Genomic DNA, 17,156 nt, shown 5'->3' with positions numbered 1-17,156 from the left:
CGTTGGCGGATTGGGTTTCCTACTCGGCGTTTAGCCCTGACCTGTGGCACTTTCCCGTGGATTGGGCGTGGGTGTCTATTGCGCCTTTAGTCGAGCCGTTCGTCTGTATCGCCTACGCTTCGGTACTCATCGCGCCCGCGTTCGCGGCGATTCCGCTGCTGCGCCGCCTACAGGCCGGTCGACCCGTCGACAGCGTCCTGTGGCGTCACCCGCTGATCGCGTTGAGCGTGGTCACCCTGGTCATCGGCTTCGCTTTGGACGCGGTTGTCGAGGTTTTCTGCGTCAGCAAGAGGGTGTACACCTACACTCAAGTTCCCGAATTTGGATCGATCTTCGTCGGTCAGTACAACCAGTTTCCTCTGCTGTGGGAGAGTGGCTTGGCTTCGTCAATGATGATCGCCGCGTCCGTTCTTCTCTACCGCGATGACACCGGACGCACTCAGGCGGAGAAGCTGGCGCAGCGGTTGCGGTTGTTGCCCGCACGCCCGACTCTCGCATCGTTTCTGGTCATGTTCGCGGCTCTGAATCTGGCTTATGTCGTCGTGTATGGCGGGGGCTTTCTCACCATCCGTGCTGCCAAGTTGGCCACGTCGGTGGCGTGCCCGTGGCCTTTTCCCGAGTCGAAGGTCTATGACCCGCAGGGTTTTTACGAACGCGCCGGCCACCCCGGCCCGTTCTTTGAGGGTAAGTGGAACACCTGGATGTCAGGGCAACCTGATGGGCGTCCGGTAATGAGCGGAGCGGTGCCTTCCGGCCGTTGCGGTCCTGGCCATGCCTGAACACCACCGAGCGCACCTGTGATGGCAGCCCCCAAATGAGGAACATTGGCTGGTAGGGAGTCGGCCGCCGACGATCTCAGCGCGCCCTTGGACCAGGTGAACCCTCTGGTCGTCTTGGTCACGGGTGCCTACGGCCAGGTGGGGAAGCAACTTGTCGAGATTTTGTTGTCACGCGGGCACCACGTAGTAGCGAGTGACCTACACACTGAGGTGGCTGAGGCGGCCGCCGAGGCCCTGTCCCGCACCGACCATCCCGGCAAGTTAACAACTGTGTATGCCGATCTACTTCACCCGGAGGCCATGGTCCGCATCGTCGAACACCACATGCCGACGGCAATTGCGCATCTCGCAGGGATGTATCCGCCTCTGTCCTATCGCAATCCTCGGCTGGCCCGAAGGATCAGCGTTGACGGTGCGTCCAATCTGATCCGAGCCGCACAGACTCTCAGTTCATCGCCGTTTGTCGTATTCGCTTCCAGCGCGGCTGTTTACGGGTCGCGCAATCCCGTCAAGCATCCGGAACTCATTACCACGAACACGCCAACCAACCCCGTTGACCAGTACGGCGAAGATAAGACGATGGCAGAGGATGTGATCGTCAAGAGCGGTTTGCCTTACGCGATTCTCCGCCTCGGAGGAGTCATTTCGCCTGATACGACCCGTGGGGCCGGAAAAGACCATTTGCTGCTGATGCGGGCCACGCCAGGTAACAATCGCCTGCACACGGTCGATTCACGCGATGCCGGGATGGCCTTCGCGAACGCGCTTGAACGGCGTGAAACGGTGACCGGGAGGGTGCTACTCATCGCCGGAGACGATAGCCACAGGCGTAAACACCGTGACGTCGAGGATGACATGATGGCCGCATTCGGAATCGGTCGACTTGGTGAGTCAGCAAGTCTGCCTGGCGATCCTGACGATGAACGTGGTTGGAGCTTCACGGGCTGGTTCGATACCTCCGAAGCCCAGGAATTGCTGAACTTTCAACAACACTCCTGGAACCAAACAGTCACCTGGGTAACCGAATCCAAGGCACACCTTCGGCCAGTGCTGACAGCCATCGGCCCCGTACTACGCGCAACTATTCGACTCGCTCTCGTTGCTCAACGAGGCTGGGAACGTCGTGGTCCTTACGCCGATCCCTGGACTCTTATCGAGAAACACTACGGAACAGGGGCATTGGCCGCTCGACGAAACCCGGCTAACCCTACCTGACATTCCGTAGCCGAAAACTGGTCAAGTATCCCGCCGCGCGGCTAGGAGGGACCGTTGGCTAGCACGCGGTACACAGTTGCCCGGCTCACTCGGAGAGTGTCGGCGATTGTCGAGGCGGACTCGCCACTCGCGTGCATGCGCTGAGCGAGCCGTACTTTCGACTCGTCTAATGCCCTGGGTCGGCCTATCGACTGCCCGCGCGCCCGACGTGCCTCACGCGCCGCCGACCGACGTTCCCGACCCAACTCCAACTCAAGCTCAGCAAGACTAGCCAGGACGCCCGCCACCATCCGTCCAGTAGCGTTAGAAGTGTTGATGCCTTCCCGAAGGGAACGCAGCACGATCCCGCGCTCGCCAAGATCGCGAATGGTTGCCATGACTTCGGCGGCGTTGCGCCCCAGCCGGTCGATTCCGACGACCACGATGGAGTCACCTTCGCGGGCGTAGTCCAGAAGTGAGGCGAGGCCGGGACGCTGCTCGCGCCTCGACGCGCCGGAGAGTTTGTCGGAGTAGATGCGGGACACATCGACACCAGCAGCGGTGAGCGCGTCGGACTGTTGGTCAAGGCTCTGGTGCCCTGTGCTGACACGGGCGTAGCCGAGGACGGTTCCGGTGTAGGCGGGAGCGGTCATACGTTGAGTATGTCGCAAAAGTCTCAGATATACAAGTATTGCGACAAGGCTTTTGAAACAACTTCTGCGACGGCATGACGTGGGTTTACTTTCGTTGCAATGTGACCTGGTGCGGGCGTCTCAATTCTTTAGTTCTGAGACGACCTCCTGTTGGTGGTTGATCGCTATCCTTGATGCATGTTCGTCTTGAGCGGTACGAATGCGGAAGGAGAGGACAGCCACACTGTGGCAGCGATGATTTTCGACGACTGTCAAGTCGCCGACAACCTGTCGCAGGATGCGATTGAGGTCGATCAATTCCTTGACTTCGCAGTTGCTGCGCAGGCGCGCGGAGAGCTGCCTTCCATTGAGACGTACCGCAAGCCTGAGTCCGACCCGCCCGATCTTCTGGTGAAAGTGCGGGGCCGCGAGCACGGAGTGGAACTCACGTCGATCTCAACCCCCGAAGTGTCACGTCAACGACTTTCAGAAATCCGCATGATCGGCCGCGACCTCGCGGACCTCGTCAAACGAGAAAGTCAGCGTTTTACTCACCTGGTAGGCACACGGATCATTCTTCAAGAGCTTGCCAGCGACGCTCAGCGACCGCCCAAATCCCATCGGCGAACACCGGAGGAAACAATCGTCAGCCGCCTAGCGGATGCACTCGGACCTTCCATCGGCGTGGTCGACAGAAGTCCTCTGTTACCTCTTGGTAGTCCCGTGGGCACGGTCGTCACTGCGGAGGTCGCAAATCGAGGCCGCGCCAGGATCGACGACAGCTATCTACTTGAGGTTCATGCAAGCGCGGATGCGACGGCACCTCCGAATGTAGTAGCAAATTGCCAGGTCGAGTTGGTCGACAGCCTGCTTATCAAAACGCTCTTAGATCGGGTCCAGAGAAAGGACCGTGAAGGTACAGAATTTTTGCTGGTGACAACTGGATTGCCCGATAAGGCCGGCTACGTGTGCCCAGCCGATGGATACGTTTTCGAACTGCTGAGACGGCTGGCGTTCGCCGGAAGGATTACCTTCCCATCATTGCGCTATATCCGGCAGATCGTGCTCAACCACTGGCGCTACCCCCCATGGACACTGGTCTTCGCGGACGGTGATGGCTTGCTGCACCGTACTACATAGCTCAAGTAGCTCAAGCCCGGCGATTTATCGCTACGGGTGTCGATACCGACACTTACCCTTAGTCATAGTGGCAATCCCGAACTTCCTGACTATGAATCCGGGCACGGCGAATCCCGCAGGTGCACCCGATCCGGTGTTCGGTGCTGCTGCCGTAGCGTGGGCGCAGCAGCAGCTCTGGGAGATTTTTGAAGGCGCTGGTATCGACGTTTCAAGCATTGACCCGGCAGAGTCTCTCGCGACGCATCTAAGGTTAGCTGCAGGCCAGTCGGCGACCTACTTAATAAATCTGGCTATTACGCTGTGCAGACTTCGTGAGCGGACAACCATAGGATCGCAAGATTTGTTCTGGAACAAGGTCCGACTCCTGTTCCGGAGAACCAGCAACACTGCCTACGAGGAGTTGCTTGTAGAGTTGGAAGTCGGATCGGAGATTTCAATTATTTGCAGTCCAATCGAATTTGAAGTGATGGTTCCAAAGTCTGTTCAGAAGGTGTCATCCAAGCCGCCATCACCAGATTACGCTATTGCTTATCGCGATACTCGCATTCTTGTTGAAGCAACGGTCTGGCACTGGGAGGCCGTCGCTGCTTGGGCTAGGCTGCAAGAAGTAATTCATGAGACATTAAAGAAACGCCTGCACGACAACTTCAATATTCAACGCCGCATTCGACTGGAACTGCCAATCAATGCGAACCCCCGCGCGCGTGACGATATAACCTCCCGCGAGGTGTGCATGCGCATCGCGGAGTCGGATAGCGGAGATGCAGAGTTCGATGTCGGGTGCGAGTCGCCAGCGCGCATGACTTGGGAGCCGGTGCTCTGGGGTGGTGACGTACCTGACGAGATAAGAGATGTGATCCAGCTCATTTCAGGCGCTGATCCAGGACCAGCCGGTGAAGACGCAGCCAAGAACATCGCCTGGACTCCGAGTGGCGCAGTCGGGGGGACGGGCGAGGGTGGGTCAATCTTCGCGTGGGCAGTCAATCCGTGCTTCACCGAACAAAGCTTGGAGGAAGCAATCGTCTCGATCCGCAATTCCATCAACCGGAAAAAGAAGCAAGCCAGCGGCCAGCATCCATTCTTGCTGGCACTATCGTTGAACAACAGTTGGGCAAATTGGGATGTTCTCTCTCCGATATTAAATACGCGATTGTGGCCCAACGCAAAATATAAATGGCTGTCGGGGATTATCGAATACCGGCCTGACCGCTTTCGATTTAAAGGTCCATACGAGGTCGCATTTCGGGTAAACGCTAACCCGTATGCGGAACTTCCGGTGCCTGCAGACTTTTTGCTGGGTCGGATGTGGCACGTGCCGAGGACGCCCTAAATCTTCCCGTTTACTTCGAGATTGCTAGTCGACGTAGGTATTCGGCCGATAATTTTCCCGTTGAGGGGGTGGGGTCGAAATCTCTACGCTCAGCCTGGGTCCGCGACCCTTCGGAATACATGCGTAACTGCGCATGTTTTCGAAATATGTTGGTTGGCAGTCACTTCTGGTGCAAAAACGCGTTGGTGGGCATATTACCTGCCGGTCAACGACATTCTGAGTTGACGATCATTGAAGCATCGCGCCGATAGCGTCGGCGGCGGCGGCATGACTACTGCGATCCAAGTGTCCGTAACAGTCAACCGTCGTCTTGATCGACTCGTGTCCCAGATGGGCCTGGATAACCGGCAACGGGACCCCACTCTGGATCATCCAGGACGCGCAGGTGTGCCGAAGATCGTGGATTCGCGGCGACTTCTCCAGTACCGGCTTGTCTGGATTTCTTTCGTCCTTCGCCTGCGCCCTCGCCAGCGACTTGTACCAAACGTTGGAGCGCCATGAGTAGATTCGCACCGGCTTGCCGTTTGTGCCGGTGAACAACCACTCGCCGCCGTACTCAAGTTGATTTAGAACACTGTTCGGAACATTGATTGTGCGAACCGATCTTCTTGTCTTGGGTGGTCCAAGCTCATATCCCGACCCAACGCGCTTCCATGCGCGGGTGATCCGCACCGTACCGGCGCTGCGGTCGACATCGGATGGTTTGAGCGCAAGCGCCTCGCCAGTCCGACAACCAGACGCCACGAGAAACTCGACAAATGGCTGATAGTGCGCACTAAACGCCGCCTTCAGAATCCGAAACTCGTCGCGGGTCAGGAACACCATTTCCTGCTGCTCGGTCCGTGGAAGCCGAACGCCTTGGCACGGGTTCGCGGCGAGATGCCCGTCCTCGACAGCACGCCTGAGCGCACCGGACAAGAATCCATGCTTGTTCTCAATCGTCCCGCCAGCAGCGCCCGCCTCGTACAGCTCATTCACCCAATCGGCGATGTCCTCACGGGTCAGTTTGTTCAACGGGATCGCCCCAAGCGCCGGCCCAATGTCGCGGGTGGCGTACCGCTCGTACTCGGCTACGGTTTTCCGCTCGACGCCGCTGAGACTGCCGATGTGGCGATCCAGCCACTCCCCTACCGTCACCGCCGCAACAGCGCGTTGAGTATCCGCGACCCCGGCGACCTCCATTGCCCGTTCGGGGCCAAGCGAGTCCACCAATTTGCAGAATCGATCAGCTTGCTTTTCGTCAGGGAACGACGTGGACGACTGGCGGCTACCGCGACCGCCCAGGCGGTAAGTGACCGAATAATACGGCGATCCGTCCTTGCGCCAACGAGTACGAACGAATGCCATAAAGGCATCATAGCGCTCGATGTGCTGACGTGGTGCTGACGTGGAATGTATCTTCTATTGTTTGCACTGCTCAGACAGTGGAGCTGCCGGGAATCGAACCCGGGTCCTACGGCATTCCCTCAAGGCTTCTCCGTGCGCAGTCCGCTATGTCTCTGCTCGGATCTCCTGGTCACGCGAACAAGCCAGGATGACGATCCCAGTCGCTGTGAGTGTCCCGATGAGTCCCGCGACCGAACTCATCGGTTGATCCCTCTAGATGACGCCAGGGTCCGGGTCGAGGGCGTTCCCGGTCTGACGGACTTGCTGTCGCTTAGGCAGCGAGAGCGAAGTCGCGCTGAGTGTTCTCGGCGCTTAATTGGTTGCAACGACGCTTACGGTGGTCTCTTGCCTGCACCGGCACGCTTCCCTTGATTCGATGCGCGAAGTCGAAACCGTTCAGCCCCTCGCATCCCTGCCAAATTTCAGCAGGACAACCCATGTTACGCCCATACCAACAGGTGGCAACGCATTTGGCTTCCCGACGGCCGAGTGCCCCCGGTCACGAAACCGGGGGCACTCGGGTCAAGCCGTTGAGTGTGGGGCTTATGGACAAAATTACGGTTCTGGCCATGCGTATGGCCCACACTCGGCGCGGCGAGCGCTAGTTGATGCCCACCACTTCTTGCGCGATGGCAGCAACGCGGGTCTGCGCCGCCGAAACGATGCGCTGCCGGTTCTTGTGCGCCTCTTCGTAGGCGATGATGACCCGGACGTCCCTCGGCGTGGTCAGATCCTTGATCGCAGCCACGGCGTCGCTGATGTTCAGCTCGTCGTAGTTGCGGATCGGCAGCTCCTTGGCGTCCAGGACACCGACCGATTCGCGACCCGAGTGCAGTGCATCGGCGGCCTTGTCCGCGCCCTCGGAGCGAGTGACCCGCTCCGCAGCCCGCAAGGCAGCGTTTTGCGATGCAGACAGCGCCTTCGCAGCGATCTCGCTGGCGTTGCCGCCGCGCTTCACCAAGTCGTTGATCGCCGGCCCAGTCGAGCGGATGGCGTCGACGGCCCGGTCGACACCGCGCGCCGACCACGCAACCGGCAGGTTGACCAGCTTCACCGCGGTGCCCGCAGCAGCCTGCAGCGGGGTACGACGCAGCGCAGCCGGGCCGCCCAGGGCGTCTTCGGCAAGCACAGTGGTCAGCCAGTCGACGGTCGCCGAGTGGGCCGTGATCAGACGCTCGGCCAGCTCAACGATGTCCTGGCGCTTCGAGGCAACAGCGAGCGCCTTGGTGTAACGCGCACGGTCCAGCAGCTGGTCCTCGAGCGCGAGGTCACCCAACAGCGCCTCGTCGAACGGCTCGGCCTGCTCGGTAAGGGCCTTCACCACCGCAGCGGCGCGACCCAGGAACGGCCCGATGACGTCGGGGTAGCCACCCAGGTCGCGGATCGCCGCCTCGATGGCCTCTGCCCGCTCGCGGCCATTGGAAGCGTTTTCCGACAGCTCGCGGCGGACGGCCTCGGTGCGGGCCTGGGCAACGCGGGTCTCGGCGATTTGGATCTCGGTGTTGGTCAGATCGAGCAGAGTGCGAAGCTGCGCGAGCAGTCTGGTCGTATCTGGTGCAGTCATTAGTTGTTGGCCTCCTCGGCTTCCGGCTATTGGTTGGCGCGAGTGCGCCCGTGTCTTTCGGCTACCCGTCTTGTCCGCCGGATCAACATTTAGCGCCAAGGTGTGATGTATCTCGCTTCACCAGACCGCTAACTACGCGCTGGCTACATAGAGAACCAAAGAGATTGTCAGATCACGAAGTTGAGGCGTCCGACTATTTGGCCGGCAACGTCCTGGTCACCGTCCAGTTCTACATTCTGGGAGCGGGCAGGGCACATAGGTCTGCCACCGGCGAGCCTGGTGAACTGCAATCCGTCCAGCCGGATCGTCGCGGTCGGTTCCTGTCCGCCGAAATCGTCAACGACCTGCGCCCGGCCGTCGACGCTGACGCGAATGCTGCGCGCCAGCGGCCCAGTCAATTCGAAGAGAACGCGGGCACCGTCGGGCGCTTTGGCCAGCTTGCCTACCACGAACCCCATGGTGGCCGCGATCTCGTCGAGAGCCAATTGCGCTGCGTTGCTGCCCAGTTGGTCATCCGATGACGGTCGGTCCAAGGCGGCTCGGATGTCTTGCTCGTGCATCCAGCAGTCGAAAACCCTTACCCGCATGAATCTTCCGTAACTATCGGGGCCCACGGGCGTCGCAGTGACGGCGTTCCAGTCACCGTCGGACATGCCTTCCAGCACCGCGCGTCGTTCACTCGTCACCGCCCGGAATCGTTCGAGAACGTCGGCGCCGCTTTGTTCCCGCAGGTGATGAACCCAGCACTCGTTCATCACGCCGATGTCGTTGCGCACGTGGCCGAGATTCGCAACATCGATGTCTGGTTGCGGTGCGCTGACACCGGCTAAGAAGGACTCGGTGCCAATCATGTGTGACACCAACGCTTTCACGTCCCAGCCAGGCAATGGACTGCCGGCCTGCCACTGTTCTTCGGACAGGCCGGACACTGTCGCGTCTATGTCGCCCCAGACGGAGAAGAGCCCCGAAAGGACCTCAGATTGGTTGAGTTCGGTGACAGGTCGGCCAGTCATCTTCGGATAGTAGGCCCAGGCCGCTCAGCTCATCCCCTTCGCCCGGCGCCCCAGCTCGCGCAGCACTTCCCGCTGGGCGTCGCGACGCGCCAGGTCCTGACGTTTGTCCCGCGCTTGCTTACCGCGGGCCAACGCCAACTCGACCTTGACCTTGCCCTCGGTGAAATACAGCGACAACGGCACCAGCGCAAAGTTGCCTTCCCGGATCTTGCCGATCAGGGCGTCGATCTGCCGCCGATGCAGTAACAACTTGCGGTTGCGGCGCGGCGCATGATTCGTCCAGCTGCCGTGCTGATACTCCGGGATGTGCAGGTTGCGCAGCCAGATCTCGCCGTCGTCGACCGTCGCGAACGCGTCGACCAGCGAGGCGTGCCCCTCCCGCAGGCTCTTGACCTCGGTCCCTTGCAACGCGATGCCGGCCTCAAAAACCTCGAGGATCGCGTAATTGTGCCGGGCCTTGCGATTGCTGGCGACGATCTGTTTGCCACCGCGCTTGGCGGCCGCCTTAGCCCCGCCGGCCTTGTTGGACACCGCTACCGCCGCACGTAGAGGCGCAACGTCGCATACGCCGTCACCCCGGACATCGCCACACCCAGCAGTAACAGCACCGGCGAGATATAGAAGATGTCCGCATAGTCGACCCGGGCGATCAGGTTCGCTTGGTAGAACTGGTTCAACGCGTTGTCCAAGAACAGCGCCCGCACCACGATCAGCCCACCGATGGCGATGACGACACCGATCGTCGCGGCCAGCGTCGCCTCCACCAGGAACGGCAGTTGGGTGTACCACCGACTGGCTCCGACCAGTCGCATGATGCCGATCTCGGTGCGCCGGGTGTAGGCCGCGACTTGGACCATGTTGGCGATCAGCAGGATGGCGCCGACGGCCTGGACCAGCGCGACGGCGAAGGCCGCATTACTCAACCCGTCCAGCACGGCGAACAACCGGTCGATCAGGTCCTTTTGATTGAGCACCGACAGCACCCCGGGCTGGCCGGTCATCGCGGTGTCGAAGTCCTTGTGCTGCTCGGGATTGTCGAGCTTGACGATGAACGACGCCGGGAACGAGTCCTTGCCCGCGACGTCTTTGTACTGCGGGAACTTGCGGATCGCGTCGTCGTAGGCCTGCTGCCGGTTGAGGAACCGCACCGACTTGACGTCGGAGCGCTTCTCGATCCGCTCGCGCAGCGCCTTGCACGGGTCGGTGTCGCATGTCGGGTCGTTGGCCGACACGTCGTCGGTCAGGAAGACCTGGGTTTCCACGCGGTCGAGATATATGGCGCGCGAGTTGTCCGCCAACCGCACCACCAGCAGACCACCGCCGAACAGGCCGATCGAGATCGCCGTGGTCAGGATCATCGCGATCGTCATGGTGACATTGCGACGAAACCCGGTGAGGACCTCGTTGAGTAGGAAGCCGAAGCGCACTAGCGATCCATCCCGTAGACGCCGCGCTGTTCATCGCGGACCAACCGGCCCAAGGACAGCTCGACCACGCGCTGCCGCATCGAGTCGACGATGTGGTGATCGTGGGTTGCCATCACCACCGTCGTACCGGTGCGGTTGATCCGCTCCAACAAATCCATGATGTCCTTACTGGTGTCTGGGTCGAGGTTGCCGGTGGGCTCGTCGGCCAGCAGAACCAGCGGCCGGTTGACGAACGCGCGGGCGATCGCCACACGCTGCTGTTCGCCACCGGACAATTCGTGCGGCAACCGGTTGGCCTTACCGGACAGGCCCACCGTGTCGAGCACCTCGGGCACCACCCGGTTGATCGCGTCGGCGCGCTTGCCGATGACCTCGAGGGCGAAGGCGACGTTGTCGTACACCGTCTTCTGCTGCAGCAACCGGAAGTCCTGGAACACGCAGCCGATCACCTGGCGCAGCCGGGGCACATGCCGGCCGCGCAGCTTGTTGACGTGGAACTTCGACACCCGGACGTCGCCGGAGGTCGGGGTCTCCGCGGCCAGCACCAGTCGCATGAACGTCGACTTGCCCGAGCCCGAGGGGCCGATCAAAAAGACGAACTCACCCTTGTCGATCTTGACGTTGACGTCATCGAGCGCCGGGCGCGCCGACGATTTGTACTGCTTGGTGACATGTTCCAGGGTGATCATCACGGCACGCCAGTGTAGCGGTGAGGCTGCGGGGCAAGCGAAATTCAGCTTGCCGGCGGGGGTGAAGTGGGCGTCGGACCAGGCCCGGGCAACTGCCCCGGCGGCGGGCTGGTGGTGCTGGTCGCGGGGCAGAACGGCGGCGGCAGCAGGCACGGCGGCGTCGGCAGCGTGAACGGCGGCGGAGTCGTCGTCGTGGTGGTCGTCGTCGGCGGCGTGGTCGTCGGCCGCGGGGTGGTCGTCGTCGTACGGGGCGCCTGCGTCGGCTGGTTCACCCGGGTCCGCGGTACCCACGTGTAATCCGGATCGGGCAGATAGCCCGGAGGGACCACCTGCGCCGGCGGTGGCGTGTTGGTCTTGGCCGGAGGCTCCGGACGATACGTCTCGTAGAGCCACCACACCGCCAAGAACGCCACGATGAGCACCAAGGTGGACGTGCGAATCCGGCCCCCGAACAGGTGATGGGGCATACGGCGCTGCGCATCTTGCACACGCTTGGGCAGGATGTTCAGTGAAAGCCGGGCCACTACACCGGATCCTTCGCCTTGGCGGCCTCGGCGGCCTCGGCGGCGGGTACGGCGGGATCTTCGACCAGGCCGATCGTTGCGTCGGCGGCCGTGACGATGCCGGCCCGCGCCAGTGCCCGGATGACTAGTACACGCAGCTGGCGACCTGCCTCGAACTGCTTGCCGGGCAGCGTGCGCGCCACCAGCCGCAACGTCACGGTGTCGACTTCGATGCTCTCCACTCCCATGACCGTGGGTGAATCTAGGAGCAACTCGCCTAGCACCGCGTCATCGCGCGCATGCTCGCATTCTTGATGCAAGACCTCGTTGACGCGGTTGAGGTCGGCACTGGTCGAGACCGGAATGTCGACCACCGCGCGTGCCCAGTCCTTGGACAGGTTGATCGACTTGACGATCTGACCGTTCGGAACGGTGAACAGCTCGCCGTCGGACGAACGCAGCTTGGTCACCCGCAAAGTGACGTTCTCGACGGTTCCGGTGGCATCCGTCGTCGACCCTTGAATGGTCAGCTTGACCAGGTCTCCGAAGCCGTACTGCCGCTCGACGATGAGGAAGAACCCGGCCAGCAGATCCTTGACCAACTGCTGCGCCCCGAAACCGAGCGCAGCGCCGACCACCGTGGCCGGCGCGACCAGGCCGCCGACGGAGAACTGCAGGACGTCGGCGATCTGCATGATCACGACGATGCCGATCAGCACGATCGACACCCACGAGATCACCGAGGCCACCGCTTGGCGGTGCTTGGTCGCCTCAGAGCGCACCAGCGCGTCGCTTTCGGCGAACCCCAGGTCGAGTTGCTTGGTGACCCGTTGAGCCACCCAGTTGACGAACCGGGCCGCCAGTACCGCTGCGATGAGCAGCATGACGACGCGCAGTCCCCGGGTGATGATCCATTCGCCGATTTGGCCGCGCCAGAAGTCGTGCCAGCGGTGGGCCACGGACATAGCAAGAATAGTTGTTTTAGTCGTCATCTTTTCGGTTGCGCCACCGGATTCCCGCTTCCAGGAACCCGTCGATGTCTCCGTCCAAGACGGCCGCCGGATTGCCCACCTCGAAGTCGGTGCGCAGATCTTTGACCATCTGATAGGGGTGCAGCACGTAGGACCGCATCTGGTTTCCCCAAGAGCTGCCGCCTTCGCCTTTCAAGGCGTCCAACTCCGCGCGCTCTTCTAAACGCTTGCGTTCCAACAGTTTTGCCTGAAGCACCCGCATCGCCGCAACTTTGTTCTGCAGTTGCGACTTCTCGTTCTGGCAAGTGACGACAATACCCGTAGGGATGTGGGTTAAACGAACCGCCGAGTCGGTGGTGTTGACCGATTGGCCGCCGGGACCGCTGGAGCGGTACACGTCGACGCGCAGGTCGTTTTCGGGGATTTCGATGTGGTCGGTGGTCTCCACCACCGGCAGCACCTCGACCTCCGCGAACGACGTCTGACGTCGGCTTTGGTTGTCGAACGGGCTGATCCGCACCAGCCGGTGCGTGCCCTGCTCGACCGACAGCGTGCCGTAGGCGAACGGCGCGTGCACCGCGAACGTCGCGCTCTTGATTCCCGCCTCTTCGGCGTAGGAGGTATCGAACACCTCGACGGGGTATTTGTGCTGCTCAGCCCACCGGACGTACATCCGCATCAGCATCTCTGCCCAGTCGGCGGCATCCACTCCCCCGGCACCCGAGCGGATTGTGACCAATGCCTCACGCTCGTCGTACTCCCCGGAGAGCAACGTCCGCACTTCGGTGGCTTCTATATCGGCACGCAACGCCTTGAGTTCGGCGTCAGCTTCGGCGCGGGCATCGGCCGCGGCAGAGCCCTCCTCCTCAGCCGCGAGTTCGTAGAGCACCGGAAGGTCGTCGAGGCGGCGCCGCAAATCTTGGATGCGACGCAGCTCCCCTTGCGTGTGCGAAAGCTCGCTGGTGACTTTCTGTGCGCGGGTTTGGTCGTCCCAGAGATTGGGATCGGACGCCTCGTGTTCGAGCTTCTCGATGCGGCTCTTCAAACCGTCGACGTCAAGCACCCGCTCCACCGTGGTCAACGTGGAGTCAAGGGCGGCGATATCTGCTTGACGGTCTGGTTCCACAGGCGACCACGTTACCGGCAACAACGTCTAGCATCAGGAGACCATCGTGTGCACCGCGCGACTGCGGCCCAATTCTTCACAGCCCCTTGCGCCGCAGCCGGGCACGGACAGAAGGTTCGAAGATGCGTCCATATCACGTAGCCATCGTCGGCTCCGGGCCCTCGGGTTTCTTCGCCGCGGCGTCTTTGCTGAAGGCGGCCGACACGTCGGAGGAAATCGACGTGGCCGTCGACATGCTGGAGATGTTGCCGACCCCCTGGGGTCTGGTCCGCTCGGGCGTTGCCCCCGATCACCCGAAGATCAAGTCGATCAGCAAGGCCTTCGAGAAGACCGCCGAGGACCCGCGGTTCCGCTTCTTCGGCAACCTGGTGGTCGGCGATCACGTCCAGGCCGCCGAGCTCGCCGAGCAATACGACGCAGTCATCTATGCCGTCGGCGCGCAATCCGACAAGCCGCTGAACATCCCGGGCGAGGACTTGCCGGGCAGCGTGGCCGCGGTCGACTTCGTCGGCTGGTACAACGCCCATCCCCATTTCGAGGAGTCGACGCCGGACCTGTCGGGTGCTCGCGCGGTAGTGGTCGGCAACGGCAACGTGGCGATCGACGTCGCGCGAATTCTGGTCACTGACCCTGATGTTCTGGCCGCCACCGACATCGCCGATCACGCGCTGGAGTCGCTGCGTCCGTGCGGTGTGGAGGAAGTGATCATCATCGGGCGGCGCGGCCCGCTGCAGACGGCTTTCACCACACTCGAGCTGCGCGAGCTCGGGGAACTCGAAGGGGTCGACGTGATCGTGGACCCGGGGCAGTTGGAAGGCATCACCGACGAGGACGCCGCCGCGGCGGGCAAGACCACAAAGACGAACATCAAAGTGCTGCGCGACTACGCCGAGCGCGCCCCACGGCCGGGCCATCGCCGAATCGTCTTCCGGTTCTTGACCTCCCCGATCGAGATCAAGGGAGAAGACAGGGTCGAGAAGATCGTGCTGGGCCGCAACGAACTAATCACCGACGAGTCCGGCCGAGTGTCGGCCAAGGACACCGGCGAGCGCGAGGAACTGCCGGTGCAGTTGGTGGTGCGGTCGGTCGGTTATCGCGGCGTGCCGACGCCCGGTCTGCCGTTCGACGAACGAAGCGGAACCATCCCCAACACCGACGGCCGGGTGGACGGCAGCCGCAACGAATACGTCGTGGGCTGGATCAAGCGCGGGCCGACCGGGGTGATCGGTACCAATAAGAAGGACTCCCAGGAGACTGTCGACACGTTGCTCGACGATCTGGCCAAGGCCGGCGAGCTAGCTGACTTCGGTGCAGACCATGCGGGGCAGTTGCTGGAATGGCTGCATTCTCGACAGCCCAAGCTCGTGACGTCGGCGCACTGGGAGATCATCGACCGCTTCGAGCGCGACGCCGGTGAACCGCACGGCCGTCCGCGCGTGAAGCTGCCGAGTTTGGCCAGACTGCTGGACATCGGACACGGCTGACTAAGGATCGAACAGCACGCCCGGGTTGAGGATTCGGGCCGGATCGAGCGCGGCCTTGGCCGCCCGCAACGCGGCCGCGAACGGGCCGGGACGTTGCCGGTCATACCAGGGACGGTGATCGCGGCCGACCGCGTGGTGGTGGGTGATGGTGCCGCCCGTCGCGCTGATCGCCTCAGAGACGGCGGCTTTGATCTCGTCCCATTGCGTGTCGAGCGAACCCCACCGTCCGCCCGTGTAGATGCCGTAGTACGGCGCCGGCCCGTCCGGGTAGACGTGGGTGAAGCGACAGGTGACCACGCCGACGCCACAGACCTGCTTGATCGCAGTCAGCGCCGCGTCGGTCACCGCGGCGTGCAATGTGTCGAATCCGTCCCACGTGCAAGCGGTTTCGAAGGTTTCGGCGATGACGCCGCGGCGCGCCAGGGCGTCGCGCTGGTAGGGCATGCGCAGAAAGGCCGAACGCCAGTTCCCGGAGGCATCGGGTTCTGTTGTCTCTCCGCCACTTTCACGAGCGCGCCGCGCCGTCACCGTGCCGCCGTGATCGCCCGCGATCTCCACGGCGCGGTCGAGCCACGGTTCGATCGGGTGATCGGCAGATTCGAACGCCAGCACCAGCAAGCCGCCGCGGACCGGGGCGCCGGCGTTGAGGAATGCCTCGGCCGGATCCAGGAGCCGGCAATTCGCGGGATATAGGCCCGCTTGCGCGATGGTGCGGGTGGCGGCGACCGCACTCGCCCAGTCGTCGAACGCCACGGAGGCGGTGACCTGCCACTTCGGTCGGTTCTGCAGCCGCATCCACGCTTCGGTGATGACGCCCAACGTGCCTTCGGAACCGACGAACAGTCGGTCCGGCGACGGCCCGGCCCCGGACCCGGGCAGCCGCCGCGACTCGCTGACCCCGGTCGGCGTGACCACCCTGAGTGATTCGGTCAGGTCGTCGATGTGGGTATAGAGCGTGGCGAAGTGACCGCCGGCGCGGGTGGCGAGCCAGCCGCCGAGACTGGAGAAGGCGAAGGACTGCGGGAAGTGCCGAAGGGTCAAGTCGTGCGAGCGCAACTGGTCTTCGATCCAGGGCCCGAGCGCGCCGGCCTGGATGCGGGCGGCGCGGCTGACCCGGTCGATTTCGAGTACCGCGCTCATCGTGCTGAGATCCAAAGTGACCGCCGGTTGGTCGAAGCGGGGCTCGACACCGCCGACCACTGAGCTTCCGCCGCCGTACGGAATCACCGAAATCCGTTCGCGCGTGCACCAATCCAGGACATCGACCACGTCTTGCTCGCGGCGCGGCCGGGCGATCAGGTCGGGCACATGGTCTAGGCGGCCCTGCAGATTGCGGGCGACGTCGCGGAAAGCCTTGCCGCGCGCGTGTCCTGCGCGGTCGACCGTATTGGTCGAGCAGATTGCGCCCAACGACGGCGGCGGGGTGATCCGGGGTACGGGCAACCCCAGCGCGTTCGGGTCGGGAGGCCGGTGATCGGTCAGGTCATGGCCCGGCAGCAGCGCCGACACCCGCGCTTCTAAATCACGCGTCTCCTGCTCTGTGAGGGCCTGTTCGACGGTGCCCCAGCCCCACCACGAGCGCATCGACCGAGTTAGCGCTTCAAAACGACGGCGGCGGTTCCGCCGAGCAGCGCCAGAATTGCCGCGAAAATGGCCCAGCCGGCTCCGGCGAGCCACCAAACAACACCCAATACGACGAGCACCGGCGACAGTGCGAAGAGCACCAAGACGGGGTGCTGCCGGATTACCTGGAGAGCGCTCGAAGCGCGCACCCGGTCGATTTCCTTGCCTGGCATGCCCTCAGAATGCCAGACCAGCGCGCGATTAGCCCCCTTCATCGTCGTCTTCCTCCGCCAGGAGTTTTTCGGGGTGGTGGTAGGTGTTGGTGCGGGGTTGGCCGGAGCCGGCTGGGCCATTT

17 protein-coding genes and 1 other RNA gene are annotated in these 17,156 nt (G+C 62.5%); 5 read left to right on the top strand and 13 right to left on the bottom strand.

The window, feature by feature from the left end; translation table 11 throughout:
- Both A9W95_RS14715 and A9W95_RS14710 read left to right on the top strand, forming a co-directional pair.
- A partial coding sequence (locus A9W95_RS14715; RefSeq protein ID WP_172826623.1) for a spirocyclase AveC family protein occupies nucleotides 1-779 on the top strand: 779 nt, incomplete at its 5' end.
- Between the two features lie 96 nt (nucleotides 780-875).
- On the top strand, nucleotides 876-1,994 hold the full coding sequence (locus A9W95_RS14710; protein WP_067413926.1) for an NAD(P)-dependent oxidoreductase: 1,119 nt from the start codon (nucleotides 876-878) through the stop codon (nucleotides 1,992-1,994).
- 41 nt (nucleotides 1,995-2,035) lie between these two features.
- On the opposite strand, the gene A9W95_RS14705 is transcribed toward A9W95_RS14710, so the two are convergent.
- Complete coding sequence (locus A9W95_RS14705) at nucleotides 2,036-2,626, bottom strand: recombinase family protein (RefSeq protein WP_067413918.1); 591 nt, start codon at nucleotides 2,624-2,626, stop codon at nucleotides 2,036-2,038.
- Between the two features lie 177 nt (nucleotides 2,627-2,803).
- On the opposite strand from A9W95_RS14705, the gene A9W95_RS14700 reads away from it, so the two are divergent.
- Both A9W95_RS14700 and A9W95_RS26890 read left to right on the top strand, forming a co-directional pair.
- The gene (locus A9W95_RS14700) at nucleotides 2,804-3,745 is read left to right on the top strand and encodes a hypothetical protein (protein WP_067413915.1); all 942 of its coding nucleotides are present in this window, start codon (nucleotides 2,804-2,806) and stop codon (nucleotides 3,743-3,745) included.
- 67 nt (nucleotides 3,746-3,812) lie between these two features.
- Nucleotides 3,813-5,075, top strand: coding sequence for a hypothetical protein (locus tag A9W95_RS26890; protein ID WP_156746212.1), 1,263 nt, complete (start codon nucleotides 3,813-3,815; stop codon nucleotides 5,073-5,075).
- A 228-nt stretch (nucleotides 5,076-5,303) separates the two neighbouring features.
- Here the strand turns inward: A9W95_RS26890 and A9W95_RS14695 are convergent, their stop codons facing one another.
- The 10 genes from A9W95_RS14695 to prfB all read right to left on the bottom strand — a co-directional run bounded on the left by A9W95_RS14695 (nucleotide 5,304) and on the right by prfB (nucleotide 13,754).
- Nucleotides 5,304-6,422, bottom strand: coding sequence for a site-specific integrase (locus tag A9W95_RS14695; protein ID WP_067413912.1), 1,119 nt, complete (start codon nucleotides 6,420-6,422; stop codon nucleotides 5,304-5,306).
- Nucleotides 6,423-6,497: 75 nt separating this feature from the next.
- Nucleotides 6,498-6,865, bottom strand: a transfer-messenger RNA (tmRNA) gene (ssrA, locus tag A9W95_RS14690).
- 197 nt (nucleotides 6,866-7,062) lie between these two features.
- The gene (locus A9W95_RS14685) at nucleotides 7,063-8,025 is read right to left on the bottom strand and encodes a hypothetical protein (RefSeq protein ID WP_067413910.1); all 963 of its coding nucleotides are present in this window, start codon (nucleotides 8,023-8,025) and stop codon (nucleotides 7,063-7,065) included.
- Nucleotides 8,026-8,192: 167 nt separating this feature from the next.
- The gene (locus tag A9W95_RS14680; protein WP_067413907.1) at nucleotides 8,193-9,038 is read right to left on the bottom strand and encodes a maleylpyruvate isomerase family mycothiol-dependent enzyme; all 846 of its coding nucleotides are present in this window, start codon (nucleotides 9,036-9,038) and stop codon (nucleotides 8,193-8,195) included.
- A 24-nt stretch (nucleotides 9,039-9,062) separates the two neighbouring features.
- Nucleotides 9,063-9,569, bottom strand: coding sequence for an SsrA-binding protein SmpB (smpB, locus tag A9W95_RS14675; protein ID WP_067413904.1), 507 nt, complete (start codon nucleotides 9,567-9,569; stop codon nucleotides 9,063-9,065).
- Nucleotides 9,570-9,571: 2 nt separating this feature from the next.
- On the bottom strand, nucleotides 9,572-10,465 hold the full coding sequence (ftsX, locus tag A9W95_RS14670; RefSeq protein WP_067413900.1) for a permease-like cell division protein FtsX: 894 nt from the start codon (nucleotides 10,463-10,465) through the stop codon (nucleotides 9,572-9,574).
- On the bottom strand, nucleotides 10,465-11,154 hold the full coding sequence (ftsE, locus tag A9W95_RS14665; RefSeq protein WP_067413924.1) for a cell division ATP-binding protein FtsE: 690 nt from the start codon (nucleotides 11,152-11,154) through the stop codon (nucleotides 10,465-10,467). The genes ftsX and ftsE overlap by 1 nt, the downstream gene beginning before the upstream one ends.
- A gap of 44 nt (nucleotides 11,155-11,198) precedes the next feature.
- Nucleotides 11,199-11,621, bottom strand: a complete 423-nt coding sequence (locus A9W95_RS26320) for a hypothetical protein (protein WP_082983106.1) — start codon at nucleotides 11,619-11,621, stop codon at nucleotides 11,199-11,201.
- 56 nt (nucleotides 11,622-11,677) lie between these two features.
- Nucleotides 11,678-12,649, bottom strand: a complete 972-nt coding sequence (locus A9W95_RS14660) for a mechanosensitive ion channel family protein (RefSeq protein ID WP_067413897.1) — start codon at nucleotides 12,647-12,649, stop codon at nucleotides 11,678-11,680.
- Nucleotides 12,639-13,754 carry a peptide chain release factor 2 gene (gene prfB, locus A9W95_RS14655; RefSeq protein ID WP_067413894.1) on the bottom strand — a complete coding sequence of 372 codons (1,116 nt, stop codon included), beginning with the start codon at nucleotides 13,752-13,754 and terminating at the stop codon, nucleotides 12,639-12,641. Before prfB ends, A9W95_RS14660 begins: the two co-directional genes overlap by 11 nt.
- A gap of 122 nt (nucleotides 13,755-13,876) precedes the next feature.
- On the opposite strand from prfB, the gene A9W95_RS14650 reads away from it, so the two are divergent.
- The gene (locus tag A9W95_RS14650) at nucleotides 13,877-15,238 is read left to right on the top strand and encodes an FAD-dependent oxidoreductase (protein ID WP_067413892.1); all 1,362 of its coding nucleotides are present in this window, start codon (nucleotides 13,877-13,879) and stop codon (nucleotides 15,236-15,238) included.
- Here the strand turns inward: A9W95_RS14650 and A9W95_RS14645 are convergent, their stop codons facing one another.
- Nucleotides 15,239-16,822, bottom strand: coding sequence for an FAD-binding oxidoreductase (locus A9W95_RS14645; RefSeq protein WP_067413889.1), 1,584 nt, complete (start codon nucleotides 16,820-16,822; stop codon nucleotides 15,239-15,241).
- Between the two features lie 8 nt (nucleotides 16,823-16,830).
- A complete protein-coding gene (locus A9W95_RS27265) occupies nucleotides 16,831-17,034 on the bottom strand; it encodes a hypothetical protein (protein ID WP_067413886.1) in 204 nt (67 codons plus the stop codon).
- Between the last annotated feature and the right edge of the window lie 122 nt (nucleotides 17,035-17,156).

Source organism: Mycobacterium sp. 1423905.2, assembly GCF_001673155.1.
In the GTDB taxonomy this organism is placed as follows: domain Bacteria; phylum Actinomycetota; class Actinomycetes; order Mycobacteriales; family Mycobacteriaceae; genus Mycobacterium.
This window is presented reverse-complemented; position numbering and strand designations above follow the sequence as displayed.